The sequence below is a fragment of the Streptomyces sp. NPDC046939 genome, assembly GCF_040644575.1.
In the GTDB taxonomy this organism is placed as follows: domain Bacteria; phylum Actinomycetota; class Actinomycetes; order Streptomycetales; family Streptomycetaceae; genus Streptomyces.
The window spans coordinates 107177-133726 of sequence record NZ_JBEYWV010000018.1 but is presented as its reverse complement, the minus strand read 5'-3'; the positions used below and the strand labels follow the sequence as shown (position 1 = coordinate 133726).

25 protein-coding genes and 1 tRNA gene are annotated in these 26550 nt (G+C 69.7%); 13 read left to right on the top strand and 13 right to left on the bottom strand.

What is annotated here, in order from left to right; all coding sequences use genetic code 11:
* The first annotated feature begins 1 nt into the window (after position 1).
* The 12 genes from ABZ877_RS20920 to ABZ877_RS20865 all read left to right on the top strand — a co-directional run bounded on the left by ABZ877_RS20920 (position 2) and on the right by ABZ877_RS20865 (position 9986).
* On the top strand, positions 2–373 hold the full coding sequence (locus tag ABZ877_RS20920) for a DUF742 domain-containing protein (RefSeq protein WP_361073303.1): 372 nt from the start codon (positions 2–4) through the stop codon (positions 371–373).
* Positions 351–938 carry an ATP/GTP-binding protein gene (locus ABZ877_RS20915; protein ID WP_361073299.1) on the top strand — a complete coding sequence of 196 codons (588 nt, stop codon included), beginning with the start codon at positions 351–353 and terminating at the stop codon, positions 936–938. The genes ABZ877_RS20920 and ABZ877_RS20915 overlap by 23 nt, the downstream gene beginning before the upstream one ends.
* Before the next feature lie 25 nt (positions 939–963).
* Positions 964–1545, top strand: a complete 582-nt coding sequence (locus tag ABZ877_RS20910; RefSeq protein WP_361073296.1) for a GAF domain-containing protein — start codon at positions 964–966, stop codon at positions 1543–1545.
* A gap of 187 nt (positions 1546–1732) precedes the next feature.
* A complete protein-coding gene (gene tdh / locus ABZ877_RS20905) occupies positions 1733–2761 on the top strand; it encodes an L-threonine 3-dehydrogenase (RefSeq protein WP_361073293.1) in 1029 nt (342 codons plus the stop codon).
* Positions 2762–2790: 29 nt separating this feature from the next.
* Positions 2791–3987 (top strand): glycine C-acetyltransferase, encoded by a 1197-nt coding sequence (locus ABZ877_RS20900; protein WP_361073290.1) that lies wholly within the window; start codon positions 2791–2793, stop codon positions 3985–3987.
* A 52-nt stretch (positions 3988–4039) separates the two neighbouring features.
* Positions 4040–4951: a LysR family transcriptional regulator gene (locus tag ABZ877_RS20895; RefSeq protein ID WP_361073287.1), complete on the top strand. Its 912-nt coding sequence runs from the start codon at positions 4040–4042 to the stop codon at positions 4949–4951.
* Between the two features lie 719 nt (positions 4952–5670).
* Positions 5671–6264: a helix-turn-helix domain-containing protein gene (locus ABZ877_RS20890; RefSeq protein ID WP_361073284.1), complete on the top strand. Its 594-nt coding sequence runs from the start codon at positions 5671–5673 to the stop codon at positions 6262–6264.
* 53 nt (positions 6265–6317) lie between these two features.
* Positions 6318–6815, top strand: a complete 498-nt coding sequence (locus ABZ877_RS20885; RefSeq protein ID WP_361073440.1) for a GNAT family N-acetyltransferase — start codon at positions 6318–6320, stop codon at positions 6813–6815.
* Between the two features lie 80 nt (positions 6816–6895).
* Complete coding sequence (locus tag ABZ877_RS20880; protein WP_361073281.1) at positions 6896–7846, top strand: alpha/beta hydrolase; 951 nt, start codon at positions 6896–6898, stop codon at positions 7844–7846.
* An 89-nt stretch (positions 7847–7935) separates the two neighbouring features.
* Complete coding sequence (locus ABZ877_RS20875; protein ID WP_361073278.1) at positions 7936–8295, top strand: MmcQ/YjbR family DNA-binding protein; 360 nt, start codon at positions 7936–7938, stop codon at positions 8293–8295.
* Positions 8296–8538: 243 nt separating this feature from the next.
* Positions 8539–9819, top strand: coding sequence for an MFS transporter (locus ABZ877_RS20870; RefSeq protein WP_361073276.1), 1281 nt, complete (start codon positions 8539–8541; stop codon positions 9817–9819).
* 93 nt (positions 9820–9912) lie between these two features.
* Positions 9913–9986, top strand: a tRNA-Pro gene (locus tag ABZ877_RS20865).
* Between the two features lie 889 nt (positions 9987–10875).
* On the opposite strand, the gene ABZ877_RS20860 is transcribed toward ABZ877_RS20865, so the two are convergent.
* The 13 genes from ABZ877_RS20860 to ABZ877_RS20800 form a co-directional block, all read right to left on the bottom strand.
* Positions 10876–12297: a DUF6177 family protein gene (locus ABZ877_RS20860; RefSeq protein ID WP_361073273.1), complete on the bottom strand. Its 1422-nt coding sequence runs from the start codon at positions 12295–12297 to the stop codon at positions 10876–10878.
* Complete coding sequence (eccCa, locus tag ABZ877_RS20855) at positions 12294–16301, bottom strand: type VII secretion protein EccCa (protein WP_361073270.1); 4008 nt, start codon at positions 16299–16301, stop codon at positions 12294–12296. Before eccCa ends, ABZ877_RS20860 begins: the two co-directional genes overlap by 4 nt.
* On the bottom strand, positions 16298–17218 hold the full coding sequence (locus ABZ877_RS20850; protein WP_361073267.1) for an AAA family ATPase: 921 nt from the start codon (positions 17216–17218) through the stop codon (positions 16298–16300). The genes eccCa and ABZ877_RS20850 overlap by 4 nt, the downstream gene beginning before the upstream one ends.
* A gap of 394 nt (positions 17219–17612) precedes the next feature.
* The gene (gene eccD / locus ABZ877_RS20845; protein ID WP_361073265.1) at positions 17613–18977 is read right to left on the bottom strand and encodes a type VII secretion integral membrane protein EccD; all 1365 of its coding nucleotides are present in this window, start codon (positions 18975–18977) and stop codon (positions 17613–17615) included.
* A 13-nt stretch (positions 18978–18990) separates the two neighbouring features.
* On the bottom strand, positions 18991–19293 hold the full coding sequence (locus tag ABZ877_RS20840; protein ID WP_361073261.1) for a hypothetical protein: 303 nt from the start codon (positions 19291–19293) through the stop codon (positions 18991–18993).
* A 106-nt stretch (positions 19294–19399) separates the two neighbouring features.
* The gene (locus tag ABZ877_RS20835) at positions 19400–20050 is read right to left on the bottom strand and encodes a hypothetical protein (protein ID WP_361073258.1); all 651 of its coding nucleotides are present in this window, start codon (positions 20048–20050) and stop codon (positions 19400–19402) included.
* 9 nt (positions 20051–20059) lie between these two features.
* Positions 20060–22405: a hypothetical protein gene (locus ABZ877_RS20830; protein ID WP_361073255.1), complete on the bottom strand. Its 2346-nt coding sequence runs from the start codon at positions 22403–22405 to the stop codon at positions 20060–20062.
* 2 nt (positions 22406–22407) lie between these two features.
* Complete coding sequence (locus ABZ877_RS20825) at positions 22408–22806, bottom strand: DUF6507 family protein (protein ID WP_361073252.1); 399 nt, start codon at positions 22804–22806, stop codon at positions 22408–22410.
* Between the two features lie 69 nt (positions 22807–22875).
* Positions 22876–23184: a pore-forming ESAT-6 family protein gene (locus tag ABZ877_RS20820; RefSeq protein ID WP_361073248.1), complete on the bottom strand. Its 309-nt coding sequence runs from the start codon at positions 23182–23184 to the stop codon at positions 22876–22878.
* Between the two features lie 20 nt (positions 23185–23204).
* On the bottom strand, positions 23205–23534 hold the full coding sequence (locus tag ABZ877_RS20815) for a hypothetical protein (RefSeq protein ID WP_361073245.1): 330 nt from the start codon (positions 23532–23534) through the stop codon (positions 23205–23207).
* A 447-nt stretch (positions 23535–23981) separates the two neighbouring features.
* Positions 23982–24341, bottom strand: coding sequence for a hypothetical protein (locus ABZ877_RS20810; protein WP_361073242.1), 360 nt, complete (start codon positions 24339–24341; stop codon positions 23982–23984).
* A gap of 324 nt (positions 24342–24665) precedes the next feature.
* Positions 24666–24857 carry a DUF397 domain-containing protein gene (locus tag ABZ877_RS20805; protein ID WP_361073239.1) on the bottom strand — a complete coding sequence of 64 codons (192 nt, stop codon included), beginning with the start codon at positions 24855–24857 and terminating at the stop codon, positions 24666–24668.
* Positions 24829–25719 carry a helix-turn-helix transcriptional regulator gene (locus tag ABZ877_RS20800; RefSeq protein WP_361073236.1) on the bottom strand — a complete coding sequence of 297 codons (891 nt, stop codon included), beginning with the start codon at positions 25717–25719 and terminating at the stop codon, positions 24829–24831. The genes ABZ877_RS20805 and ABZ877_RS20800 overlap by 29 nt, the downstream gene beginning before the upstream one ends.
* A gap of 134 nt (positions 25720–25853) precedes the next feature.
* On the opposite strand from ABZ877_RS20800, the gene ABZ877_RS20795 reads away from it, so the two are divergent.
* Positions 25854–26300 (top strand): hypothetical protein, encoded by a 447-nt coding sequence (locus tag ABZ877_RS20795; protein ID WP_361073233.1) that lies wholly within the window; start codon positions 25854–25856, stop codon positions 26298–26300.
* The last annotated feature ends 250 nt before the right edge of the window (positions 26301–26550 follow it).

Sequence of the window (26550 nt, the reverse complement as noted above, 5' to 3'; positions counted from 1 at the left end):
GGTGACGGCCCCGCAGGACGGGCCATGGCTCGACGGTGCGGCAGGACGGCTCGTACGCCCGTACACCGTCATCGACGGGCGGACCAGGCCGAGCACCTCGATGGACCTCCTGTCCCTGGTCATGGCCACCGGGGCGACCCCCCTCGGCTACCTGGGACCGGAGCACGGCCAGGCGCTCGACCTGTGCGCGCACCCCACCTCCGTCGCGGAGATCGCCGGTCATCTCGGCCTCCCCGCGGCCGTCACCAAGGTCGTCCTCTCCGACCTCGTCGACTGCGGTGCGCTCACCACCAAACCCCCCACGTTCCACGACAACCCCACTGACCGGTCCCTACTGGAGGCAGTGCTCGATGGACTACGACGACAGCTCTGACCCCTTCCCCACCGCGCTGAAGATCTTGGTCGCGGGCGGGTTCGGGGTCGGCAAGACGACTTTCGTCGGCGCGGTCAGCGAGATCGCTCCGCTCAGCACCGAAGAGCTGCTCACCACCGTCAGCGCCGCGACCGACAACCTCGACGGCATCGAGAACAAGGTCGAGACGACCGTCGCCATGGACTTCGGCCGCATCACCCTCGACCCCGAACACGTCCTGTACCTGTTCGGCACCCCCGGGCAGGAGCGGTTCTGGTTCATGTGGGACGAACTGTCCGAGGGCGCCCTCGGCGCGGTCATCCTCGCCGACACCCGCCGCCTGGAGGACTGCTTCGCCGCCGTCGACTTCTTCGAGGAGCGCGGCATGGGCTTCATCGTCGCGGTCAACGAGTTCGACGGCGGCTACCGCTACGAACCCGAGGAGGTACGGGCCGCCATCGACCTCGACCCCGGCGTGCCCGTCGTCCGCTGCGACGCGCGCATCTCCAGCTCCGGCATCCAGACGCTGCTCACCCTGGTCCGCCACCTCCTCGCCCACGCCGCGCCCGCGGGGGCCCGCGCGTGAGGTGCGCGGAGCGGGGAGCGGACGCATGACCTACGACGCGAACCGGCGGCTGCTGCTGACCCCGGTCGACCGGGAGGGCGCCGAGCGGGCGGTCCTGCTTCGCCGCCTCGATCTGGGGCTGCGCCCGGAGCCGTACTTCGACGCGTTCGCGGACCGGCTCGCCGACGTGACCGGGGCGCCGTACGCCATGGTCAACTTCATCGACGAGAACCGCCAGTTCTTCGCGGGCCTGCACACGCCCGACGGCACCCGGCGCGGCGGTGAACTCGGCGCGACGGCGGCGGCCGGGTCCGCCGGGCCGGGGGCGGGCCGCTACATGGCGCGGGACCACGGCTACTGCCCGCACGTCGTCGTGCGGCGCAAGGCGCTCGTCCTGGAGGACGTCTGCGACTACCCGAGGTTCGCGGGCAACCCGGTCGTCGACGAGATAGGCATCCGCTCCTATCTGGGCGCCCCGCTGCTCGACGACCGTACGGGCCTCGCGTTCGGCACCGTGTGCGTGGTGGACACGGCCCCGCGCGCGTGGGGGAGGGCCGGTCTGACGACGATCAAGGCGCTGGCCGGAGAGCTGATGGAAGTGGTGCGGGGGCGGGCCGTCGGCCTGTAGGAAAGCTGCGGCGCCGGTTAAGAAAACCTCGATGGACCTGGGGCGGCGCGGTACGGAAGAGTCTGGGGTGACGGTCGGATCGGCCGCCGCCCCAGACTTTTCTCGCACTCTCCGCGGTCGGCGGGCCGCTGCGCCCTGCCCGCGTGCGGACGAGGCCACCACAGACGCCACGACAGGAGCCGAGCCGTTGAAGGCACTGGTCAAGGAGAAGGCCGAACCGGGACTGAGCCTGATGGACGTGCCGGAGCCGTCCATCGGCCCCGGCGACGTACTGATCAAGGTCAAGCGGACCGGGATCTGCGGCACCGACCTGCACATCCGCAGCTGGGACGGGTGGGCGCAGTCGGTGGTCGGCGCGCCGCTCGTCCTCGGCCACGAGTTCGTCGGCGAGGTCGTGGAGACCGGCCGTGACGTCGCCGACATAGCGGTGGGCGACACGGTCAGCGGCGAGGGCCACCTCGTGTGCGGCAAGTGCCGCAACTGCCTCGCCGGGCGCCGCCACCTGTGCCGGGCGACGGTCGGCCTCGGCGTCGGCCGCGACGGCGCGTTCGCCGAGTACGTCGCGCTGCCCGCCTCGAACGTCTGGGTGCACCGCGTCCCCGTCGACCTCGACGTGGCGGCGATCTTCGACCCGTTCGGCAACGCCGTGCACACCGCGCTCTCCTTCCCGCTCGTCGGCGAGGACGTCCTGATCACGGGCGCCGGGCCGATCGGCCTGATGGCGGCGGCGGTCGCCAAGCACGCGGGCGCCCGCAACGTCGTCATCACCGACGTCAGCGAGGAGCGCCTCGAACTGGCCCGCAAGATCGGCGTCAGCCTCGCCCTGAACGTCGCCGGCTCCACCATCGCCGACGGCCAGCGCACGCTCGGCCTGCGCGAGGGCTTCGACGTCGGCCTGGAGATGTCCGGCAACCCCGTCGCGATGCGCGACATGCTCGCCAACATGACCCACGGCGGCAAGATCGCCATGCTCGGCCTGCCCTCGCAGGAGTTCGCCGTCGACTGGGCCCGGATCGTCACCTCGATGATCACCATCAAGGGCATCTACGGCCGCGAGATGTTCGAGACCTGGTACGCCATGTCGGTCCTCCTCGAAGGCGGCCTCGACCTCGCCCCGGTGATCACCGGACGCTACGCGTACACCGACTTCGACGCGGCCTTCGACGACGCGGCGAGCGGCCGCGGCGGCAAGGTCATCCTCGACTGGACCGTCTGAACTCCCCCCTTCGCGTTAGGACTTACGGCATGTTCGACAACGTACGCGCAGACCTCCAGGCCACCCTCGACGAGATCGTCGCCGCGGGCCTGCACAAGCCCGAGCGGGTCATCGGCACCCCGCAGTCGGCCACCGTCGACGTGACGGCGGGCGGCCGCCCCGGCGAGGTGCTCAACTTCTGCGCCAACAACTACCTGGGCCTCGCCGACCACCCCGAGGTCATCGCCGCGGGCCACGCCGCCCTCGACCGCTGGGGCTACGGCATGGCCTCCGTCCGCTTCATCTGCGGTACGCAGGAGGTGCACAAGGAGCTGGAGGCGCGCCTGTCCGCGTTCCTCGGCCAGGAGGACACGATCCTCTACTCCTCCTGCTTCGACGCCAACGGCGGCGTCTTCGAGACCCTCCTCGGGCCCGAGGACGCGGTGATCTCCGACGCCCTCAACCACGCCTCGATCATCGACGGCATCCGGCTCAGCAAGGCCAAGCGCTTCCGCTACGCCAACCGCGACATGGCCGACCTGGAGGCCCAGCTCAAGGCGGCGGACGAGGCGGGCGCCCGCCGCAAGCTCATCGTCACCGACGGCGTCTTCTCCATGGACGGCTACGTGGCGCCGCTCACCGACATCTGCGACCTCGCCGAGCGCCACGGCGCCATGGTCATGGTCGACGACTCCCACGCCGTCGGCTTCGTCGGCCCCGGCGGCCGCGGCACCCCCGAGCTGCACGGCGTCATGGACCGCATCGACATCATCACCGGCACCCTCGGCAAGGCCCTCGGCGGCGCCTCCGGCGGCTACGTCGCGGCCCGCGCCGAGATCGTCGCCCTGCTGCGCCAGCGCTCGCGCCCGTACCTCTTCTCGAACAGCCTCGCGCCGGTCATCGCCGCCGCGTCCCTGAAGGTCCTCGACCTCCTGGAGACCGCCGGTGACCTGCGCGAACGCCTCGCCGCCAACACCAAGCTCTTCCGCAGCAGGATGACGGCGGAGGGCTTCGACATCCTGCCCGGCGACCACGCGATCGCCCCCGTCATGATCGGCGACGCGGCGGTGGCGGCCCGGATGGCCGAGCTGCTCCTGGAGCGCGGCGTCTACGTGATCGGCTTCTCGTACCCGGTCGTGCCGCAGGGCCAGGCCCGTATCCGCGTCCAGCTGTCGGCGGCGCACTCGACGGAGGACGTGAACCGGGCGGTGGACGCGTTCGTGGCGGCGCGGGCGGAGCTGGGCTGACGCACCTTGTGGCCGGTGACGGGCGCTCCGGACGGTTGGGGATAATCAGGGCATGATCGAAGCGCGGCGACTGCACATCCTCCGGGCGGTGGCCGACCACCGCACGGTCACGGCGGCTGCCGCCGCGCTGTACCTCACCCCGTCGGCCGTCTCCCAGCAGCTCACCGCCCTGGAGCAGGAGACGGGCCACAAGCTGGTCGAGCGCGGGGCGCGCGGCGTCCGGCTCACCCCCGCCGGTGAGATCCTGCTCACCCACACGAACGCGGTCCTCGCCCAGCTGGAGCGCGCCGAGGCGGAGCTGGCGGCGTACAGCGCGGGTGAGGCGGGCACGGTGACGCTGGCCTCCTTCGCCACAGGGATCGGCCTGGTCGTCGGCCCGGCCCTGGCCCGCCTCGCGCACAGCTCGCCCGGCATCCGCGTCCGCGTGCAGGACGCCGAGGGCGACGCGAGCCTGCCCATGCTGCTCGAACGCCGCATCGACGTGGCGGTCGCCGTCGAGTACCGGGGCGCGCCCGGCGCCGACGACGACCGGATCACGCGGGTGCCCCTCTACGCGGAGCCCTTCGACGCGGTGCTCCCGGTGACCCACCGCCTCGCCGACCCCGACCGCGTACCGCTCGTCCCGGTCGCCGAACTGGCGAAGGACACCTGGATCGGCCCCTACCCCGGCAACCCCTGCCACGACGTGGTCGTCCTGGCCTGCGAACACGCCGGTTTCTCCCCGCAGTTCGAGCACTCCTCCGACGACTTCCGCGCGGTCGTCGCCCTCGCGTCGGCGGGCGCGGGCGTGGCCCTCGTCCCGCGCTCGGCCCTGGTCGGCATGGACCTGAGCGAGGTCGTCGTCCGCCCGATCGAGGGGGTGGCGCCGACGCGAAAGGTGTTCGCGGCGGTCCGCCACGGAGCGGAGACGCATCCGCTGATCCGGCCGGTGCTGGGGGCGCTGGGGGAGGCGGCGGGGGGTTGAGGCGGCGCTGAGGTGTTTGGTGGCTGTCTTGTGGGTGGGTGGCTAGGTGGCCTGGGGGTGTTTGGTGGCGGTTTTGTGGGTGGGTGGCTAGGTGGCCTGGGGGTGTTTGGTGGCGGTTTTGTGGGTGGGTGGCTAGGCCGCCCGGTGGTGTTTGGTGGCTGTCGTGTGGGCGGGTGGCCAGGCTGCCTGAGGTCTTCGGTGGCGGTCTTATGAGGGGCGAGGCCGCCGGAGGCGTCTGGTGGCGGTCTCATGGGCGGGTGGCGAGGCCGCCGGGAACCTCTGGTGGCTGTCTCATAGGCGGTGGCCCAGGCCGCCCGAGGCCTCTGGTACCTGTCTCATGGGTGGGTAGCCCAGGCGGCCCAGAGGTGTCTGGTGGCTGTCCTAGGGGCGGGTGGCGAGGCCGCCGGAGGCCTTCGGTATCTGTCTCAGGGGCGGGTGGCCGCGGCCGCCCGAGGTAGGTGGTACCTGTCTCATGGGCGGGTGGCCCAGGCGGCCCGGAGGCGTCTGGCGCCTGTCTTATGGGCGGGCGGCTGAGGCGGCGCTGAGGTGCCTGGTGCCTGTCTTATGGGCGGGTGGCCCAGGCGGCCCGAGGTAGGTGGTACCTGTCTTATGGGCGGTGGCCAGGCCGCCTGAGACCTCCGGTACCTGTCTCATGGGCGAGTGGCAGGGGCGCCTGAGACCTCTGGTGTCTGTCTCATATCTGGGATAGCGTGCCGGATATGAGATCCCCGGATGTGCGTGACGATGCCGAGGAGGGGGACCCGGTCGACGTGCGCCTGGGTGCTCGCCTGGCCGAGCTGCGGGCCGAACACGGTTACTCCCTGGGCGAGTTGGCGGACCGCAGTGGCGTGAGCCGCTCCACCCTGTCCCGCGCCGAACGCGCCGAGATCAGCCCGACCGCCGCCCTCCTGAACCGCCTCTGCGCCGTCTACGGACGCACCATGTCGCAACTGCTCAGCGAGGTCGAGTCGGCCCCGGCGCAGGTCCTCCGCGCCGCCGAGCAGCCGGTGTGGCGCGACGACGCGAGCGGCTTCGTGCGCCGCTCGGTCTCCCCGCCCCTCGCGGGTCTGCGCGCAGAACTGATCGAGGGCCACCTGGAGCCGTACGCCGACATCGCCTACGACCGCCCGCCCGTCCCCGGCCTCGAACAGCACATCTGGGTACTGGACGGCCGCCTCGACCTGACGGTGCAGTCCACCACCCACACCCTCACCACCGGCGACTGCCTCCGCTTCCGCGTGTGGGGCCCGACGCACTTCCACTGCCCGGGCCCCGAGGGCGTGCGGTACGCGCTCGTGGTGGTGGCCCCGTGACCGCGGACATCCACCGCCTGACGCCGGAGCAGTTCACGTCGTACGCGGACGACCTGGGCGCACTGCTGGCCGACACGGTGAACGAGGGCAGCTCACTCGGCTTCCTCGACGGGCTGACCCCGAGTTCGGCCGCCGACTGGTGGCGCGCGCGGACGCCCGCCGTCGAGCGCGGAGAGCTGACGGTCTGGGCCGCGGTGGACGCACACGCGGGCCGCTGCGTCGGCACGGTCTCCCTGGCGCGCAGCGACAAGGCCACAGGCCGCCACCGGGCCGAGGTGATCAAGCTGATGGTGCACAGCGCGGCACGCGGCAAGGGACTGGCCCGCGCCTTGCTCGCCACTGTCGAGCGGGCGGCGGCCGAGGCGGGCGTCTCCCTCCTCGTCCTCGACACGGAGACGGGCAGCCCCGCCGAGACCCTCTACCGCGCGGAGGGCTGGACCGAGGCCGGCGTCATCCCCGACTACGCGGCCGACCCGGCGGGGACGCTGCGTCCGACGACGGTCTTCTACAAGCACCCCGCACAGCCCATCGTGGCCGCCCGGCAGGTATGACGGAGAACGGGGCAGGGGAGGTGCAGAGAGCCGTGAACAGTGATCCGCACCAGCGACGACGACCGACCAGGAGCCGCCCCATGACCGACCCCGCGTACACCACCAGCGCGCTGAGCACCGGCGACGGCGCGACCGTGGCCACGTACACCTGGCTGCCCGAGGGCGGCAGGCCGCGCGCGTTCGTGCAGATCGCACACGGCGCCGCCGAGCACGGCCTGCGCTACGACCGCTTCGCGCGCTTCCTGACCGCCCAGGGCTACGGCGTGATCGCCTCCGACCACCGCGGCCACGGCGCCACCGCCGCGAGCACGGGCGGCCTCGGCGTGACGGACGACGCCGAACCCGGCACGGTCGACGCCTGGATCGCGATCGTCGAGGACATCAAGGCCATCGGCGACCAGGCCCGCGCCCTCCACCCGGACGTGCCCTTCGTCCTGCTCGGCCACAGCCTCGGCTCCCTCCTCGCCCGCGAGTACGCGCAGCGCCACGCGGACGACCTGATGGGACTGATCCTCTCCGGTACGTTCCGCTCCCTGCCCGGCGCCGACAACGAGGCCTCGATCGCCTCCCTGGAGGCCGACATCGCCCGCACGGGCCGCGCCGCACCCTCCTCCTACGTCACCGACCTCTTCGCCTCCTTCAACGACCCGTACCCGCACCGCACCGGCTTCGAATGGCTCTCGCGGGACGAGGCCGAGGTCGACGCGTACGTGGCCGACGAACGCTGCGGCTTCCCCTTCGCGGCGGGCCTCACCCTCGACTGGGTCCGCGCCGTACGCCGCATCAACGACCCGGCGAACCTGGCCCGCATCCCCGCCGACCTCCCCATCCACGTGGCGGTCGGCACCGAGGACCCCTGCAACCAGCGCATGACCCTCGTCCACGAACTCCTGGAGGACTTCCGCTACGTCGGCGTCACCGATCTGACCTGGCGCGGCTACGAAGGCGCGCGCCACGAGATCCTGAACGAGACGAACCGGGACGAGGTGCAGGCGGATCTGCTGGCCTGGCTGGACAAGAGGGTGCCGTAGCGGGGTGGGGCGCCGAAACCGTCCGGGCGACCGGCAGGCCGAGGCACGACGAAACGGCGTTGTCAGTGCCTGGGGTTACGGTGCCTCCCATGCCGGATGCCGAGGATGTACGCGCCATCGCCCTGTCCCTGCCGGAGACGACGGAGAAGATCGCCTGGTCGATGCCGACGTTCCGGGTCGCGGGGAAGATGTTCATCACGCTGCCCGAGGAGGAGACGTCGATCGCCGTCCGCTGCCCGAAGGTGGACCGCGACGAGCTGGTCCTCGCCGAGCCCGACAAGTTCTGGGTCGCGGAGCACGAGGCGTACTCCGCCTGGGTCCGCGCCCGGCTCGCCGCCCTCGACGACACGGACGAACTACGGGCAATCCTCACCGACTCCTGGCGCCAGGCGGCCCCGCCCCGGCTCCTCGACGCGCACCCGGAGTTGGCGCAGCCGCCCGTGGACTGAGATCTCGTGGGGCCGGAGCGGATGCACATGACATGATCCGCTGCGGACGAGGGCGGGGCGCTGGGCGAGGGGCGGAGGAGCATGGCCGGGGCGGGAGGGACGGACGGGACCGGGGGAGGTAGCGACCGGCCGGGGGACGCGGGGGCAGAGGACGGGGCCGGGGCCGGGAGGGGGACCGGGTTTCACCCGCTCGGCACGGACACGGGCACGGACACGGGCACGAACACGGACGCCAGCGCGGGCATGGGCACAGTCACAGGCATCTGGTCCCGCGACTTCGGCCTGTTCTTCACGGCGCGGGCCGTGGCCAAGCTGGGCGACACGATGCTGCCCGTCGCGCTGGCCGCGGGCCTGTTGCAGTACGGGTACGGCGCGGGCGCGGTAGGCCTGGCGATGGCGGCGTCCGTCGCGTGCTTCGCCGGACTCGTGATCTTCGGCGGAGTCTTCGCGGACCGCTTGGACACCCGCTGGCTGATGATCGCGGCCGACGCCACGCGCTTGGTCACTCAGTCCTTGGCCGCGGCGATGTTCTTCACGGGCCATGTGGTGCTGTGGCAGATATGCGTGATCGGCGCGGTGAACGGTGCGGCGTCGGCGCTCTTCCAGCCCGGGGTCGCCAGCACGGTGCCCCGCCTGGCCCGAGACGTACAGGCGGCGAACGGGGCGATCCGCGTGGCCGAGTCGGGCTCCCAGTTGGCGGGCCCGGCGGTGGCGGGTCTGCTGGTGGCGTTCGCGTCCCCGGGCGTGGTCTTCGCGGCGCACGCGGCGACGTACGCCCTGAGCGCACTCTGCTTGCTCCTCCTGCGCCTGCCACGGCCCGCTGCCGATGACGCCACTGGCGTGGCCGGCCGGGGTTTCGTGGCGGACCTGACCCAGGGCTGGCACGAGTTCCGCGCCCGCCCGTGGCTGTGGGGCGTGATCGCGGTCTGGTGCGTGCTGATGATCGGCGCGTCGGGCCCGGCGGTACCGCTGGTCGCGACCCAGGTCACCCAGGAACACGGCCCGCGCGCGTACGGCCTGGTCAACTCGGCGCTGGGCGCGGGCACCGTGATCGGCGGCCTGATCGCCCTGCGCCTACGCCCCCGCCACATGCTCCGCGCCGGCTCAGTGGCTCTGTTCGGCTTCGCCTTCTTCCCGGCGTCGGTCGGCGCGGGCCTCGGAGTGCCCGGCATGATGGCGGGCTGCGCGGTGGCGGGCGCGGGCATGTCGTTCTGGGGAGTGATGTGGGCAACCAGCGTCCAGACGCAGGTCCCGCACGACGTCCTCAACCGCATCCACGCCTACGACGTGGCGGGCTCCCTGGCGATGGCCCCGGTGGGCCAGGCTCTGGCGGGCCCGGCCGCGAACACGTTCGGCACGCAGAACGTCCTGCTCACAGGCGGCGCGATCACGCTGGCCTGCGCGACAGCCCTCCTGACAATCCCTCCGATCAGAAACCTACTCCGAGCGGACCCGCAACCGGTCCGCGGCCCACTCCCGCCCCAACGCTCACTCCAGGCCCCACCGCGCCGTGCCCCCCACTGACCCCGTCCCCAAAGCCATGCGCGACCACACCCCCGAGTGCGGTATGGTTTCTGTGCACGTTCGGCCAGGGGGAAAGCCCAGGTCAGCGGGTATCGGGACGTGGCGCAGCTTGGTAGCGCACTTGACTGGGGGTCAAGGGGTCGCAGGTTCAAATCCTGTCGTCCCGACTAGTTCGAACGATCGAACGTCGCAGGTGAAGGGCCGTTTTCGAACGGCCCTTTTCTGTTGCCCGCACGCTCCCGGTGGGAGCGTGGCGAGGGGGAGCGGGCTCCCAGTGTCCCCTTGTCTGTTTGCTCCCACTCACGCCGATGCGCACATGATCGATTCCTGGCGCGGGCGTGCACATTCTTGCCCGGCCTGCGACCTGTGGCTGCCCGTCGTATGGGTGGGTTTCTGGTTATGGGCTGGCGCTCTTGCTGCCGGTGGGAGTCGCTCCCAGTGGGAGTGGGGTCGGAAGCGGTGACACCATGCCTGAATTGTGGGTTATGGAAGCGTGCGAAATCTTGACCCCAGTTTCGATTCGGGTTCGGCGGAATACGTCGTTTGGAAGCGGTTGTTGCGCGATTTATGGAGTAGATGAAGGCGGCCGGAAGCGGTTCGACGACCTGGGATCAGCGCGAGGATGCTGAAGTGGCGACGGCGTGTATGCCTGACTCGCTACCCCTTGCAGCAGGTCCGACGTGTTGCACCAGCAACACAACCGATGAAGCGCAGCTTGGAATAGGTGGTGGTCGGTGGGGGACGCTGCGCGATGCCAAGGCTCAAGGTGTCTTTCAGCTCCGTACGTTGACGCGGTTCATCGAACGCTCTGTTGTCGATGAGGGCTAGAACATGGGTGAACGTCCGGTGACCGGTGCTCGGTGGGTGCCGTGCGAAATCGCCGGGCATGCTCGATGTAGGGACTGCCGATCTCGTCGACCTGCCCGGCGTGTGCGTGGTCGGACAACAATGCGATCTCTTCCCCACGGTCCTCATACGACATATGACCTTCCGTTCCTGAGGGCGGCTCGCGAGTTCTCGCTTCAAGGGCGCGTCGCACGGGCACGGACGGCACGCTCAGCCTGAGGTCCCCGAGCGGGATCTGAGGTGTGTCGTGAGGTGCTGGAGCGTGGTCCAGGCCGCCGGGTCGGTGCCGTCGCCGAGGGGGTAGTGCAGGGCTGGGGCGGCGGGCGGGCCGAGTTGTACCGGCTTCATGGCGACCGGAGGTCTGCGGGCGTACGCGAGTCCGATCGCCTGTATGTCCCTGGCGCCGAGCGTGAAGGCGACTGGAATCGGGGGAGCGGTGAGACGGGGGGACAGGGTGAGGTCGGCGGGGGCGGTGGTGAGGGTGGTGAGCATGGTGGTCAGGCCGGAGGTGATGACGAGTTCGGCCGCGAGTGCTTCGATCGTGTCCAGCGGCACGGAGCGCCCTGCTGTGTAGCCGACGGTGAGCGTGACGTCCTCCGCCACGCCCGCCGTGGTGCGGGTGGTGCGGTGGGTGGCGATGGCCGGGTGGCCGGGTGTGCCGGTGACGATGGTGTGGGTGGGATCGGGGGCGCGGTCGCGGGCCAGGTCGGTCATCTGGCGTGGTGACCACGGGAGGTTGACGGGCTCGGCGGTGCCCCAGCCGCAAGGGGGTTCGCCGGTGAGGTGACGCCAAGCTGTCTCCAGGGCGCCGCCGAGCAGGAGGTCGGTGTCTGCAAGCTGGAGGGTGCGGAAGCTCAGCGTGAGCTGGTGCTCGTCAGTGGCAGTTGCTCCGGCTGCGAAGGCGTCGGCGACCTGACCGTTGCCGGTGGGGGTGAAGGTGCCGTCCAGCCAGATGAGCTCGGCGCCGGAGAGGCCGTCGTAGTAGCCGCCTCCGGGGATTTGGACGACCCAGCGGTTGGGTGCCCCGTGCAGGGCTGTGCGCAGGGGGAGGGTGAGGCGTACGTGGGGTGGGGTGACGATGTGCAGGGCGCGGTCGGCGGCGGTCACCGCGCGCAGGACGTCGGAGAGCCAGGCGGTCAGGGAGAGGACAGGGCGGTCGGCCAGGACGACCGCGGTGGAGTCGGTGAGGACGTCGATGGCGGGGAGGGCTCCGTGCGGTGCGGGTGTCGCGGTGACGTCGGCGCGGTCCGGGGCGGGTTCGACGAGTGCGGTGCTGGTGGTGTCGCGTGGCCAGGTGGCTCCGCCGAGCAGCAGGATGAGGCGCCCGCAGACCGAGGCGGCCAGGGGCTCGGCTTCGGGGACGGCGGTGGAGGCGCGGATCTCGGTCCACCAGTACGGGATCTGGGGTGGGGTGATGTCGGGGCCGAGGAGGCGTTGGGCCTCGCCGGGGGTGTGGACGAGGACGGGGGCCTCGACCGAGACGAGGGGGCGGCCGGAGGCGGTGGACAGCTGGATGACCGCGTCGTCGTGGGTGGTGGACAGGTGCAGGTCGGGGCCGCCGGCGTGGAGGGCTGCCACGAGTGCCGCGGTGTCGGGCATCTTCGGGGTGAGGGCGATGAAGTCCTGGGTCATGCCGGGGTCTCCGTGTACTCGCCCTCTGGGGCCAGCGCGGTCTGGATCAACTGGTGGCGGCGGCCGCGGCGGGCCAGGGTGCCACGGCCGGGCGGCTGCGCGGAGGCGTACAGGCCGGGCAGAAGCTGGCCCTCGCTGCGGTCGCCGGTCATTACCAATGCGCTGGCGCCGGTTTCCCGCAGCGCGGTGAGGAACTGGTCGTACAGGGCCCGGGAGGCACCGGCGACGCGGCGGGTGACCACGAAGTGCAGGCCGATGTCCTGGGCGGAGGAGATGTAGGGAAGGAAGGGGGCCAGGGGCTGCTGTCCTGCGGTGGAGAGGATGTCGTAGTCGTCGACGAGGATGACGATGCGCGGGCCGGCGAAGGAGGGCTCGGCCTCCGTAGCGTCCGGGTCGGCGACCTCGGGGAGGCGTTTCTCCAGTTCGGCGGCGATGCCGGTGGCGAGGGCGGCGGCGAGCTTGGCGTTGTGGGCGTAGCCGCCGCGGTAGGGCTCTGGAATGACGCCGCGCAGGCCGCGGCGCGGGTCGAAGATGCCGAAGACCAGTTCGTCGGCGCTGTGGCGCTCGACGAGGGACCGGGAGATCAGTTTGAGGAGGTTGGTCTTGCCGCATTCGTTGTCGCCGAGGATCAGCAGGTGCTGATCGGTGGTGAACAGGTCGAGGAGGGTGGGGGAGAGGGTGTCCTGGTCGACGCCGATCGGTACGGTGTGCGGCTCGGCGGCGGGGGACGGCAGGCGTTGCGCGGGCAGCACGGCGGGCAATACCCGTACAGGAGCGGCCAGTTCGCCATGCCAGGTGGCGCGGATGGTCCGGGTGGCCTCCTGCAGCGCCGGGCCGAGGCTGTCGGCGGTGGCCCGCGTGTCGATGCGGGGCAGGGCCGTGTGCGCGAAGAGCTTGTCCTGGGTGAGGGCCCGGCCCGGGGCGTCGGCGGTCAGGGTCTCGGAGAGCTTGCGCTCGATGGAGGAGTCACTGGGGTCGTTCAGGCGCAGCTCGATGCGGCTGCCGAACATCGATTGGGTAGCGATGCGGACGTCGTTCCAGCGGAGCATGCCGGCCACGATGTGGATGCCGTAGCCGCTGCCGCGCTTGAGGAGGTCGGCGACCGCGTCGTCGAGGTGGGCGAACTCGTCGCGCAGCGCGCCGTATCCGTCGATGAGCAGCACGATGTCGGTGGAGCCCAGTTCGGGCAGGCGGCCCTGGGCACGCAAAGTACGCAACTGGTCGATGGAGTCGATGCCGTGCTCGCGGAAGACCGTCTCGCGGGTGTCGAGCATGGCGCGGACCTCGGCGACGGTCCGCGCGGCGCGTTCGCGGTCGGCGCGGCCCGCGATGCCGCCGACGTGCGGCAGGTCGGCCAGCGCGCTCAGGCCGCCGCCGGCCAGGTCAAGGCCGTAGAGGGCGACGTCGTTCGGGGTGTGGGTGAGTGCGAGGGAGAGGGCGAGGGTGCGCAGCAGGGTCGTCTTGCCGGATTGCGGGCCGCCGATGACGGCAGTGTGTCCGCCGGCTGTGTTCAGGTCATGCACCCAGGGGCCCTGCCACTGCCTGGCCGGGTCGTCCAGGACACCGAGCGGCACCCGCAGCGGCCCTCGGGTCAGGGCCAGGCGCAGGCCGTCGGACGTTGCCTGAAGGGGGCCCGCGGCCGTGTCGAGCGAGACACTGGCGGGCAAGGGCGGCAGCCAGATGCGGCGTACCGGCTCGGCGGCCTCGGTGAGTTGGCCGACCGCGGTGGACAGGACGGTCGGACCCGTCTCACGCTCCTGCATCGCCGGTACGGGCCCCTCTTGCGGTGTGGTTGCCGGCGTTTGGGGTGTGTTGTAGGCCGAGTAGGGCCAGACGAGCGGTGCGGTGTCGGCAGCCTTCTCGCGCAGGGCGGGGCCGCGGTAGGCGCCGGAGACGTAACCCGCCTTGAACCGGGTGTAGGTGGAGGTGTCGACCTTGAGGTAGCCGAAGCCCGGCAGGGGCGGCAGGTGGAAGGCGTCCGTGGTCTCCAGGACCGTACGGGACTCGTCGGCGGAGAAGGTGCGCAGGCCGAGGCGGTAGGACAGGTAGGTCTCCAGGCCCTTGAGTTTGCCGCCCTCGATGCGCTGGCTGGACAGCAGCAGATGCACTCCGATGGAGCGGCCGATCCGGCCGATGGACAGAAACAGGTCGATGAAGTCCGGCTTGGCGGTCAGGAGTTCGCCGAACTCGTCGATGACGACGAAGAGGTGGGGGAGCGGGTCCAGGTCGGGGCGTTCGCCGGCGCGCAGGGCGCGGTAGTGGCCGATGTCGGCGATGTTGCCTGCGTCCTTCAGCACCTGCTGGCGGCGTTTGATCTCACCGGCCAGCGAGGTGTGGACGCGTTCGACGAGACCTGCCTGGTTCTCCAGGTTGGTGATGACACCGGCGACGTGAGGCAAGTCGGTGAAGGGAGCGAAGGTGGCGCCGCCCTTGTAGTCGACCAGGACCATAGCGAGGTCGTCGGGGGCGTGCGTGGTGACCAGGGCGAGGACCAGGGTGCGCAGCAGCTCGCTCTTGCCGGACCCGGTGGCGCCGACACACAACCCGTGCGGTCCCATGCCCAGTTCGGCGGATTCCTTGAGGTCGAGAAGGACCGGCTGGTGGTGGTCGTCGACGCCGATCGGCACGCGCAGGAAGTCGCGCTCGCCGCGCGGTGACCACTGGCGGGGCAGGTCGAGGGCGGCCATGTCGTCGACGCCCAGGAGTTGGGGGAAGTCGACCGGGCCGGAGACCGGGGCGCCCTCGGCGGCCGACTCGGCGGACAGGCGCAACGGAGCCAGCATCCGGGCGAGCCCCTCGGCGGCAGCTTGGCTCGCCTCGTCGGCGAGTCCTTGGGTGCGCACGGTCTGCTGCGGACGCAGGTCGTCCACGGTCACGTGCTCGCCGTCGACGGTGATGCGGACCGCGACGTGGTCGGGCTCGTGCCGCTGTTCGGCCAGGAGGTGTACGACTGTGATGCCCATGGCGTCGAGCGGGACGGCCGTGTCCGGGCGGGGCAGGTCGGTGGCGTTCTCCCCGTGGGTGTCGTGGAGGACGAGGAGTCGGTCGGTCAGGTTGAGGGCCTTCTTGTCGGCAAGGCCGCGTCGCACCTCCGCGGCGTAGGAGGCGCGTCGTTTCAGGTCGCTGCCGATGACGTGAGCGAGCTGGGGCAAATCAGGCGCGATACGGCGCACGGCGCCGGCGCCCTCGGGGGCGTGCGGGTCGAGGACGTGGGGAAGCCACTTGGCCCACTCCCACTCCGCGATGTGTTCGCCGGGCACGGCGAGCGCGAGCGCCGCGTCGTCCGGGGCGTGCGTGACCGCTGTCTGCATCAGCAGGGCGCGGGCGATGCGGAGCACGCCATCACGGTCGCCGACGATGCTGACGTTGCCGGCCCGGTCCAGCGGTACCGTCAGCGGATGGTCCGGCGTGATCGCGTAACGCGCTTGGAGAGCGCGGGCCTCGTTCAGCATGAACGGATCCGGTGGGGTCATGGCCCCACCGGACGCGTTCTGCGCGATGGCCAACTCCTGGATCGGCACGTCGCCGGTCCCGATCCGTGTCTGGAGGAAGTCGGCATCGGAGCGGCGCCGCTCCCACAACCGTGCCGGATCGCGCACCAGGTCGTACAGGGCCGCCGGGGCCGGGTGCAGGAAGCGAGCGGCCCGGCGGCGCTCGTTCTCCGCCTGGGCCAGCTCGGTGCGCAACTCTTCGAGGTACTCCAGGTAACGCTCGCGCTGGGTACGGCGCTGGCGCTGCGCCTTGCCGCGCTGGGACAGGAACAGCGCAACCGCGCCGAGCAACGCGATGACCAGGACGACGGCGCCGAGTCCGGCGAACTGGCTGGAGCGGATCACGGTCATCATCACGACCGAGCCCATGACGCCCGCCATGGGCAGCAGCGCGGTGGCCGCGGTGCCCGTCTTGCCTTCGGGCAGGTTCGGTGGCGGCTCGATGGTGCGCGGCTCGACAGGCGGCAGCGGGCGGTGCGAGCGCGCCGGGCGGTGGATGAGGTGTTGAGTCATCGAACGCGTACCGCCCGCTGCATCGCCTCGGCGGCCAGTTCGGTCGCGGCCCGCCGGGTGGCCTGTCCGAGTCGGTCGGTACGGATCGGACCGCCGCCCGACAATTGCCGGTCGTAGGGGAGATGGATCACGGTGACGCCTGTCTCGCGAAGATGGGTCAGGGCCGTGGACAGCGCCAGGCTCGGATCGTTGCTGTTCGTGGTGAGCGCTACGACGGTGGAGGCGAGCGCGGCATGCGGCAACTGGCCGAGCCAGTCCAGGACGGTCCGGGTGCCGTTGACGCCCTCGGCGGTCTGGGGGGCGACGACCACCCGGGCGTGCGCGGTGTCCATCGCAGTCCGCGCCACCTCGCCCGGCAGGGACTCGCAGTCCACCACCGTCACCGCGAAGTAGCGACGCAGCGCGAGCGTGACCGTGCGGTAGGTGGGGATGTCCAGCGGTGCGCTGAGCCGGCCCTGGCTGGCGGGCAGCAGCCACCCGCCGTCCGCGACGGGCACCAGATAGCCGGTGACGTCGGTCAATTGCATGGACGGGGTCAGGATCTGGGCCAAGTCGGCGCAGGCCCAGCGCACCGATTCCGCCCCGAGCCGGACCGGCAGCGTGCCCAGCGCGGAGTCCGCGTCCAGGGCCAGGACCGGATCGTGGCGGTAATGGTTGAGGGCGCGGGCCAGCAACGCGGCGGTGGTGGTCTTGCCCACGCCCCCGCGGATCGAGGTCACCGCGATCACGCGGCCGGTGGTCACCGGCTGCTGCAGCAGCCCGGCGAGCCGGGTCTCCTCGGAGACCTCACGCGCCGCGGACGACGTCAGCTTGCGCAGCGACCGACCAGTGCGGCGGGCCACCGAATCGCCGTGCTGCGGCGTGCCCAGCGCGAGGGCCAGACGGGGGTCGAGTGTGGGTACGGACTCTGGCGTCACGGCCGGGGGCCGGCCTCGACGGGAGGGGCCGGACGTGCGAGGCACGGCCCGCTGGGCAGAGGTGGGCGTGGCCGAAGGTGACGGCACCTGGGGCTGGACGGGAGGTGTCGGCTGTGCCTCGTGCGAGGTTGCCTCTGGAGAGGACCGCGGGTGCGGTGCCGGGGGAGCCTGTGGGTGCGGGGCAGGCTGCGCCACATTAGGGACGGCTACCGGCTGGGACGGCGGATGCGGCTGCCCGGGGTGCGGGCGCTGCTCTTCCGGTCGGCAGGCGGGCAGGGGCGAGCGGCCGTCAGTGGATCCGGCTTGTTCAGTGGGCTTGGGCTGCTCGGCGGACGCGCTGAGTTCCCGCAGTACGTCGTTCTGCCACCGGCCGGAAGAAGTCATCACCCACACCTCACGCGAAGGTACCCAGCAGCCGCCCGTACACCCCGAACACCCCGAGCACCAACGGGAACAGAGCGATCACACCGACTGACTCCAGCACGTCCCCCAGCTTGCGCAGCCGGACCCGGACGTGCTCGGCCGGCTGCACCGCGAGCACACCCAACGGCACCAGCGCCAGGAGTACCAGCAGGGCGAGCGGCCCCGTGGCGCCGTGCCGCTCCGACCACAACCACACCAGTCGCACCACCACTACGCAGGATGCGACCAGCAGTGCGACTACCTCGGCCACCAATGGATAGGCCCGTGCCCGCAGGGCGAGCACCAGCGCGACGGCCACGGCGAGCAGCACCGTCCACACGGTCACCGTACGCACCACCATGATTCCGGCGACCATCCCGCATACAGCCATGACCACCGTCGCCAGCGCCAGCCCCCGGTGCGAAGCCGCGATTGCGGTCGTCACCTGCAAGCGGCTCACCGACGAGCCCGACGAACGCCGGTCATCGAGCCCCGACAGCCCCGATGCCATCAGCGCAAGCCGCGGCAGTACGCCCAACGCGACCACGGAAACCACCGCCATGACCGCTGCCGCACGCGCCGAACCGACGACCTCCTCGCCATTCGACTGCACCGCGAGCGCGAACTCCCAGCACACGGCCGCTCCTGCCAAGGCTCCGGCACCGATGAGCGCACCGCGCCCGAACGGCGAGAACCACCCGAGCAGCGCCAACGCCGCCACCACTACCGCGGCCTCAGTGCCCCAACGGACTGCCCAGGACGACCCTTGAGCGTCCACGAAGGCCCACGCGGCCAGCACCCCTACGGCAGCCCCGGCACTGATCAGCGCGGTGCCGAGCCCCTTGCGCCCGGCCCGGCCGAGCAGTGCGCCTGCCGCGGATGCCATGACCGCGGCAACACCCAGGGCACTCGCGACATCCTTCGTCTCGTACCCCGCCCGTGCCATGAGGGACGCGACCACGGCGAAGACGACACACGTGACAGCGGCGACGATGCGGCGCGCCCGCGCACTCCACCGCCAGACCCGCACGTCTACATCATGGGCTGCCTCGTCACTTACGTCGTGCACGACCGGAGCGGACGGAGCGTCTTCGAGCCGCACCAGGCGCAGTGTGGCACCGTCCGGCACGCCGGCTTCCGCCAGCGACACGTCCGGTTCCAGAGCGCTGCCGTCGGACAGCACCAAGTGACGCGCCTGCGGGCGTTCGCCGACGCGGTCGTCCAGCAACCGCATCACTTCGGGCAACAGCAGACCGACCGGCTCTTGCGACGGCAGCACCAGATCGATGCGGCGCCGCTCACCGACCAAGGTGATACGGCTCAATGCCGTGCGAACGGCAGTCTCCTGGGAAATCACGCGTGCGAACCTATCATCGGGTCGAATCCCCGCCCTTCGGAGATCCGGCGGCGGAAGGCGTGGGAGCGGATGGTGTCGACGCGGGCACGGATGTCCCGTATCCGCCTTTCCCGATCACTCGATGGGAAATGAACGACCACCCCACGCATCCGGCGCACAGGACCGCCGAGATCACCAGACCGGCGAACGCCTTTCCGAGCCGCTCATCGAGGCTGCGTCGGTGGCGCCGGGCGCCGAACAGCACGGCATCACGCAGCCGTCGACGGCGGACTGCCACCGACTCAAGGAGCTGACTGTCGTAGTCCTGGGCTGGCACAATGCAATTCCAGTTCGATCAGAAAACTTACAATACGAATTGCGTAGCTAGGTGCAATACTCGCACCTGTGATAGCGCGCTGTGAGTGGCCATAATCGGCTGGCAATCAATGAAGCCAGTCCGTCAGGTCGGGGCCCATCCCGTTCTCGTCCGCATCTGGATCGGCGACCCCGTCCACGGTTGCCGCACCGAAGTAGGTGGGTTCCCCTGGCTCGGGCGACACTCCGAGTAGAGACGAGAGATCCTTCAGTGCGTCGACGAGTCGAGGGGCGTTGTTCTCGCGGACTTGAGGGTGCGGGCGGCCGGAATAGTCGTACAGGCCCCAAATGTCGTAATGGGTTGAAAGCTCCGCTGAAAGCCCCGTGGGTGCGGTGGAGATGGACAGGTCCAGGAGGCGAAACTCTGTCCGACGTTGGCCTTGCTCGTCAAACCACGTTCCCGCACCGAGTACCTCGACGTCAGAGATATGGGCGGCAGGGTATGACGAGGGGCGGCTGCCTCGTACCCGATCCGAAAGAAGTGGATCGCCGAGCGGCACGTTCGTCAGGTCGATAGTGGTTTGGATGCCCGTAGTCCCAGCGCCCATGACGCTCCACACGTACTGCAGCTGGTTGGGAACAAGAAGCTCGTACCGGGTCAGCACGTCCGTCATGCGTGCGGCTAGTGACAGAGCCGACTCGAGGCCAGGTGTGTCAAATTCGTCAAGGTCCCAATACCAGGAACCGCGTTCCTTTGGTGAGCGCGTCAAAGACGACATGGTCTTTCCTTACGGGAATGCAGGGCCATTCGGGGGCACGGTGATGGATCCATCATTGAAACGAAGGATGAAGGTCGCTCCTGCATCTTGTGCCCGGAACTTCGCCGTATTGAACATGCGAGGCGTCAGATCCCGCATCGACTGATGAACATCCAGGATCGCAACGCGATGAGTCACTCCCTCGTAGTTCAGTTGCCGGGCAGCCTTCTCTGCCGCTTTTTTTATTCCATTGATGTTGTCAACGTCTTTGAGTTGATATCCGTAGTCAATGGAGCCGTCGGAGTGCCGGGTGTAAACGTCGAGGTCGAATGTGTGCGTGTCCAACTCGACTCCGACACGTGCGATACCGTGCTCCTGAAGATCCGTAGCCAGCCTCATGGCCATGTACGCGGCTGGAACCATGCTCTTCGGGTTGGCCTTGCTGGGGCCGTTCTTGCACATGTCCAGCAGCTTTCTGTAGCCCTCGATCTCTCGCAGGTGCCCCCGCGCGATCATGTCAGCGACGCCGGCCCCGTACTCGTCCTTCCGAAGAGCGCGAAGCACCTTTTGCTGCTCAGCTTCGGGCATCTTCGAGCGGGACAACTCGTCGAGGACGCCAGCTTCCTGAGCAGGATCCATCCGCCCCGTATGCGCTTGAGCAAGATCGTCGGTGTGCTTGCTGTACTCGGCAGGGTCGATGTCCGGAGGACCGTCGCCGACTTTACTCGAAGATTGCCTTTCGCCGGGTGCGCCCGAGGAGTGTGCTGGTTCAGGACCTTGCGCTAAACCTTCATCGTGTCCAGGACCTGTATCGGTGCCGCCGTGTCCGCCGCCTCCTGATGTGCCCTCGATGCCTTCGTGCGCAGCTGCTCCGCTGCCGTGGCCGGGAGCTGTGTTGCTCGCCGAGGTACCGTGTCCGGCGTTTCCTGAGGCGACTCCGTCTGCGTGACCGCCGACCGCGGGTCCTGTTTCCGGCACCGAGTTGGTGGCCCCGTGCGCACCGACCAGTTCGGGGCTGCGCGGATTGTTGCCCATGGCCTCGAGCCGTGCCCGATCTGCGGCCGATACTTCACCAGCCGCCTGGTCCACGTGCTGACGCAAACTGCCGTCCGCGTTCAGAACGTGACCCTCGCGGGTGAGATAGACGAGTTCCCCGGTGGCGTTGTCCACGTAAGGAACCGCCGTGTCCGGAACTTTGGGGGACTTGAGGGCGTCGGCCCGCTTGAGCAGGTCGGAGGTGGCGCCGGAGTGGAGGCTCTTCAGCGCGGTGAAGGTGTCACCGACCTTGACGAAGGCAAGCTTGCCGGCCTTGCCGACGTACGTCATGGGATCGACGACGCGAGCGACCTTACCGGTGACGGACAGGGTGCGGGCAACCGCTCCGGCCTTGCCCGCCCCGGAGGCGGCGCTGCCGGAACCTCCGGTGAAGACGGCGGTGAGTCCGTTGAAGACGACCTGGCCGGCCGCGCGTGCCGGGTTCGTCTTCCAGGTGTCCCATGCGACCAGGCTCTTGGCGGTCTGCTTGTAGACCTGGCGGGAATCTCGCAGCCAGGAAGGCAGTTTGTTGTCAGGAATCAGCCACCAGGTGCCCATGGTGGCACTGGAGAGCACCACGGCGGTGCCGAGCTTCCCGAGGTTCTTCCACGCCTCGCCCGCTTCCGCCCACCCGTCGACGCCCACCAGGGTGCCGAGGCCCCTGACGGTGCCCCACACGCCGTCCACGATGAAGCCGTCCCAGACGAGGCTCTTGAGCTGGTGGCCCAGCCAGGCCAGCCCTTCGTACTCGCGCTCCGCCGACGAGCCCCACGGAGTGTCCTCCGCGTGGTCGAGGTCTCCGGCCTTGTAGCCGTACATGTTCTCGCCGTGCGACCCGTCGTCCGTGGTCAACGGGGTGCCGCCGATCAACGCCATGATTTTGTTGTAGGCGGTGCGTTCGGCGGCCTGGAACGCGGTCACGGTGTGGTTCACGTCGTGCCACAGGTCATTGTTGTGGTCGACCTTGTCCTGGTCCTTGCGCCAGTCGTCGTCACCGTTGACCGAGTTGACGAACGCGGTGGCGTCCGCCTTGAGCGTCTCCAGCTTCTTGACCAGCGGCTGCACCTCGGTGCTGTAGGCGGACAGCGCGGTGGCGACCTGCTCCAGGTCGTCGGCGAACGCGTCCGTCTTCGTCTTGACCGGCAGTGTCGTGGCGAACAACTGGTCCGCCTCCGGCGCCTTGTAGAACGCGGACAGCCCCTGGAACTCGGTGTGGACGTCCGAGCCGGCCGAACGGAACTCGCCGGCGTGCGTCGTCAGATTCGTGACGTCGGTGTCCAGGGTCGCCAGGTCGCCGATGAAATGCGGGATGCCCGACGGGCCGATCAGTTGCTCGCTCACCGCTACCGTCCCTCCGTGCGACGCCCGCGCTCACCCGCACCCGGCATGTCGATCGGCGGCTCCTTGGACGCCTCCTCCTGCGCGTTCGCCGCCTGCTCGACAGCACCGTGGATGTAGGCGGTGGTGGCGTCGGCCGCGCCGTTGAGAGACTTTCCGGTGCGCTTCGCGATGTAGACCAGGTCCCGGTTCCAGTGCTGCGCGAACTGGGCGAGCGCCGCCCCGACCACCCCCGTGGTGCTCGTGTACGGGCCGTACTGGCTGGTCAGCGTGCCAGCTGCGGAGGACGCCGACTCCAGGTCGCTCTGCATGGCGCCGCCCGCCTTCGACATGTTCTTCGCCGCGGTGCCCGACTTGGAGAGCACACTGGACACCCCGGCCGGGTCGATGTCCCACCCCGTCACGACAAACCCCTCATCCCCGTGATCCCCGTAGACGCGGGGTGCTGCCCCCGCCTTTCATCTCGCGGCTGGTCAGCCGATGTTGTCGACGGCCGCCTTCGCCCTGGCCAGCGTGGCCTGCGCGGTGACGTCATTCTTCTCCAGCGTGGTGCGCACGAGCCGGATGATGTCGCGGACCTCGTTGGCCGCCCGGTTCCAGCGAACTTCCTTGCCGTGATACTCCTCCGAGACACCGTCGGCCTGGTAGTCGGCCATCGCCGTCTTCACAGCGCTGTCACGGTCGGCGAGCACGGTCTCCAGCCGACCGATGATGCCCTGCAGCCCGCCCTGCACCTCGGCGGAGGCACCGGTGTCGTACGAGCGCCGGTCCTGAGTCCCCATGATCTGTCTCCCCGTTCGGTTCAGCCGTGGAAGCGGGCCGCGTCGAAGTTCGCGGCGCTCATGTTCTGCTGCGCGTTGTCGGACTGCTCCGCATCACCCGTACTGAAGGCGGTGTCCATGCCGGACTGGCCACCCAGAATCGAGGACAGCGAGCCGTTCAGCGCCGCCGTGATCTCGTCCGCGTGCAGCTTGAACGAGTCGAACATCGCCTTGCCCTCACCGTTGAACTTCCCCTCCAACGGCTGCGCGGCGGCGATCAACTGCTGGATCAGCGTGCCCAGATCATTGCTGGACCCGTCCGTGCTCCTGGTCAGCGTCGACAGAGTCGTCGACCCCATGTCGAACTTCATCGCTCCCCCTTGGTCAATCCGAACCCGGTGCAGTCGTCGCACATCGCGCTGCGCGTGGGCACCGTACGTCTCACAGTTCGCCCAACATCCTCTCCCATGTCCGGTTGCAGCGGCAACGCGGTTGGGCCGTCGTGGCGCGAATCGTGCACCCGGCCCTGGGCACCGGCGCGGGGATGTCCCTGGTTTGAGGGTTCGCTGAACCGCCGTCGTGGCGTGCGGTAGCCCCGCCTTCCGGCCCGCTCTCACCCTTCCGTCACCGCCCGCGCCGCGCCGCCCCGATCCGCGCCGTGCGCGCCCGCCCCGCCGCTGTGGCATACCCGTTGTGGTTGCGCACATGGCCGCGTCCCGAGCGGCCCCGCTTTCGCGGTTCCTCTCGGGACGCGGCACAGACTAGACGGCCGGTCTTCGGTTGCGCGGTGCTTGCCTAGCAGCGGAAAGCGGCCTCGCCTACTGGGTCGAGTACGAGAAGGCGGTGAAACCGAAGTTGGAGTTCGAGCTGCCCGGTGCCACCGAGGTGGTCGAGCCGGTGCAGTTCGAACCCGAGTAGAAGGTGACCGTGTCGGTGGACGCGCTGCTGTTCGTCGCTGACTGCGCGCCCAGAAGGCTGAGGGGCGCCGAGAACGGCTGGCAACCGCCGTTCGTGTCGATGAGGGCCTCCGAGGCGCCCAGGAAGTTCGGAAGCAGGTAGGCGGTGCCGGTCACGGACTGCGCTCCGGTGGGAGCGGCGGAGGCCGGGACGGCGACGCCGATGGCGAGTGCGGCCGTGGTAGCCGCGAGCACAGAGCCGATCTTGAGCGTACGGAACATCGTTGTTCCTCTCGTGGGTTGTTGGCCGCACGCGCCAGGGGACGTTCGGCGCATATATCTACGGCCGTTCGGTCCATTCGAACGTAACGCCGGTGTTTCCCTGTGGCTACGGGTTGCGGCGGGTGCGATGCGGTATGTCCGATTCCGTGCCGGTCATATGCGCCGGGCCAATGCTGCGCTGCTGGTGGGGTGTCAGAAACTGACCGATGCCGACAAGTTCAGGTCAGCGGAGGCGAAACGTTTCGGCCACGGGGGCCGCTCACATGCGAGCGCCCCCGCTCCGGTGAGAGAGCGGGGGCGGTGTGCGGTACCTGCCTTGGGGTGTCAGGCGTCGAAGCGGTCGGCTCGAACGTCGGCGATGAACCCGAGCCATGCCGAACCGGTGAATGCGAGCTTGGGTCCGTCGGTGTCCTTGCTGTCGCGGACGTATACGACGTCGGATGCAGGTTCGGCTATTTCGATGCATGCTCCGTTGTCGCCGCTGTAACTACTCTTGCGCCAGTGCAACGTGTCCATTGCGCGCTGCCCGCCCTTCGATTTCTTGGATGATCTTGGTGATGAACGCGCGGGTGTCTGCGGGGGATAGCGCGGTGGCTTGCAGGTGCGCGTAGGTCTCGCGGAAGGTCTGGAGGTCGGCGGGTTCCTCTAGGAACAGATCGCCGCCGAGCGTTTCGACGTAGACGACGGGCGGTGCTGAGTCTCCGAACGACAGGACCGCGAACGATCCCATCATCGAGGCGTGCGCGCCGACGCTGAACGGGATCACCTGGATTGTCGTGTTCGGTTCGTCGCTGGCTTCGAGGAGTCGGGCCAACTGTTCGCGGCGAACGTCCGTGCCTCCCACGTCGTAATGCAGCGCGGCCTCTCCGATGACGGCCCAGAGGGGAGCGCCGCGTTGAGTAAAGGCGGTTTGTCGTTGCATGCGGGCAGTAACGCGCGCCTCGACTTGCGCAGGGGTTGACCCCGGCAGCCGCTCGGCGTGAGCGCGTGAGTAACGCTCGGTTTGGAGAAGGCCGGGCACGAGGGACGGTTCCCATGACTTGATCGATAGCGCTCCCGATTCGAGGTCGATGTACTCGCCGTAGCGGTCCGGGATGCGGCCCCGCAATGGTCGCATCCAGGCGGGGTCACGAGGCCGGGCGGCGAGCGCCAAGAGTTCTTCGGCTTCCTCGGGGGAGGCGTCGAACTTTTCGATGATGCTGCGCACGTTGCTTCGGTGCGGACTGCTCTTGCCGCCCTCCATGGCAATCCACGTGGAGCGGTTGACGCCGATCAGTTCGGCGGCCTCGCTCTGGGTCAGCCCGGCGCGCTTCCGGAGGCGCTCAACGATCTTGCTGAGCCGCCGCAGCCGGACGGTGCGGGACGCGGATGTCGACATGAGTCCAAGCGTAACCCGTGTCGGGAGTCCAACAGTCGGGTTTCCGACTGTTGCGTTTTGGCCCTGTGAGGGTGCACACTCAGAGCAGCCGACGAGGAGCGTCCCGGACGCATCCCGAGCTTAGGAGGTTGCGCATGGCGGCCACGCAACAACCCGTGTTTGCCCCCGGATTAGGTGACCAGGGGGGGTTTCCCGGCACCGCCCAGGGGCAGACGTGGCAGGCGCCCGCGCCCGTCCCGGAGGAGCCGATAGGCCCCGACGAGTTCGCCCAGCAGCTCAACGACATGCGCGCCTTGACGGAGCGGTTCCCGCTTTGGTTCGTGTGGTTTCGGGGACACCGCTGGACCGCGACCCGGTACACGGGCGAAAGGTTCGAAGGGGGCAGCGCGGCGGAGATCGCCGCGCGACTCGGCGGAGGCAAGCCCGCACCGCCTGAGCACGGGAACCCGTTGGCCACCGGACCGTGCCCCGTGCCCGTCTCCGTTGCGCAGATGGGGCAGCGCGGGATTCCGCAGATGGGCCAGCCGTGGCAGGTATCCGGCGCGGTGCAACCGATGGCCCAGGCCAGCGGCGCGGCGTAGATCGAGAGCAGGCGCGGCACGCACGGTTTGGGCGTGCCGACCGTTGAGCGCGCGGCGGTGCGGAGGTCCGCCCCGGCCTGTCGGCTCCCCCTCGGGGCCGGGTGTGGTTTCCCGCGCCGCCGCGCTTGTCCAAACCCATGTACCTGATCGACTGGGAGGACCGACCCTTGACCCTCGTGATGTATGTCCTTGATCGGCTGCTGCCGGGCACGGGTTGCCGCAGACTCCCGGCCCCGTCGCGACGCGGGAA

Bases quoted from the DNA above. Each gene is read 5' to 3' on its own strand.
- ABZ877_RS20915 (WP_361073299.1), top strand. From the start codon at position 351: ATGGACTACGACGACAGCTCTGACCCCTTCCCCACCGCGCTGAAGATC.
- ABZ877_RS20910 (WP_361073296.1), top strand. From the start codon at position 964: ATGACCTACGACGCGAACCGGCGGCTGCTGCTGACCCCGGTCGACCGG.
- ABZ877_RS20900 (WP_361073290.1), top strand. From the start codon at position 2,791: ATGTTCGACAACGTACGCGCAGACCTCCAGGCCACCCTCGACGAGATC.
- ABZ877_RS20895 (WP_361073287.1), top strand. From the start codon at position 4,040: ATGATCGAAGCGCGGCGACTGCACATCCTCCGGGCGGTGGCCGACCAC.
- ABZ877_RS20890 (WP_361073284.1), top strand. From the start codon at position 5,671: ATGAGATCCCCGGATGTGCGTGACGATGCCGAGGAGGGGGACCCGGTC.
- ABZ877_RS20880 (WP_361073281.1), top strand. From the start codon at position 6,896: ATGACCGACCCCGCGTACACCACCAGCGCGCTGAGCACCGGCGACGGC.
- ABZ877_RS20875 (WP_361073278.1), top strand. From the start codon at position 7,936: ATGCCGGATGCCGAGGATGTACGCGCCATCGCCCTGTCCCTGCCGGAG.
- ABZ877_RS20870 (WP_361073276.1), top strand. From the start codon at position 8,539: ATGGGCACAGTCACAGGCATCTGGTCCCGCGACTTCGGCCTGTTCTTC.
- ABZ877_RS20860 (WP_361073273.1), bottom strand. From the start codon at position 12,297: ATGACCCAGGACTTCATCGCCCTCACCCCGAAGATGCCCGACACCGCG.
- eccCa (WP_361073270.1), bottom strand. From the start codon at position 16,301: ATGACTCAACACCTCATCCACCGCCCGGCGCGCTCGCACCGCCCGCTG.
- ABZ877_RS20835 (WP_361073258.1), bottom strand. From the start codon at position 20,050: ATGTCGTCTTTGACGCGCTCACCAAAGGAACGCGGTTCCTGGTATTGG.
- ABZ877_RS20820 (WP_361073248.1), bottom strand. From the start codon at position 23,184: ATGGGGACTCAGGACCGGCGCTCGTACGACACCGGTGCCTCCGCCGAG.
- ABZ877_RS20815 (WP_361073245.1), bottom strand. From the start codon at position 23,534: ATGAAGTTCGACATGGGGTCGACGACTCTGTCGACGCTGACCAGGAGC.
- ABZ877_RS20810 (WP_361073242.1), bottom strand. From the start codon at position 24,341: ATGTTCCGTACGCTCAAGATCGGCTCTGTGCTCGCGGCTACCACGGCC.
- ABZ877_RS20805 (WP_361073239.1), bottom strand. From the start codon at position 24,857: ATGGACACGTTGCACTGGCGCAAGAGTAGTTACAGCGGCGACAACGGA.
- ABZ877_RS20800 (WP_361073236.1), bottom strand. From the start codon at position 25,719: ATGTCGACATCCGCGTCCCGCACCGTCCGGCTGCGGCGGCTCAGCAAG.
- ABZ877_RS20795 (WP_361073233.1), top strand. From the start codon at position 25,854: ATGGCGGCCACGCAACAACCCGTGTTTGCCCCCGGATTAGGTGACCAG.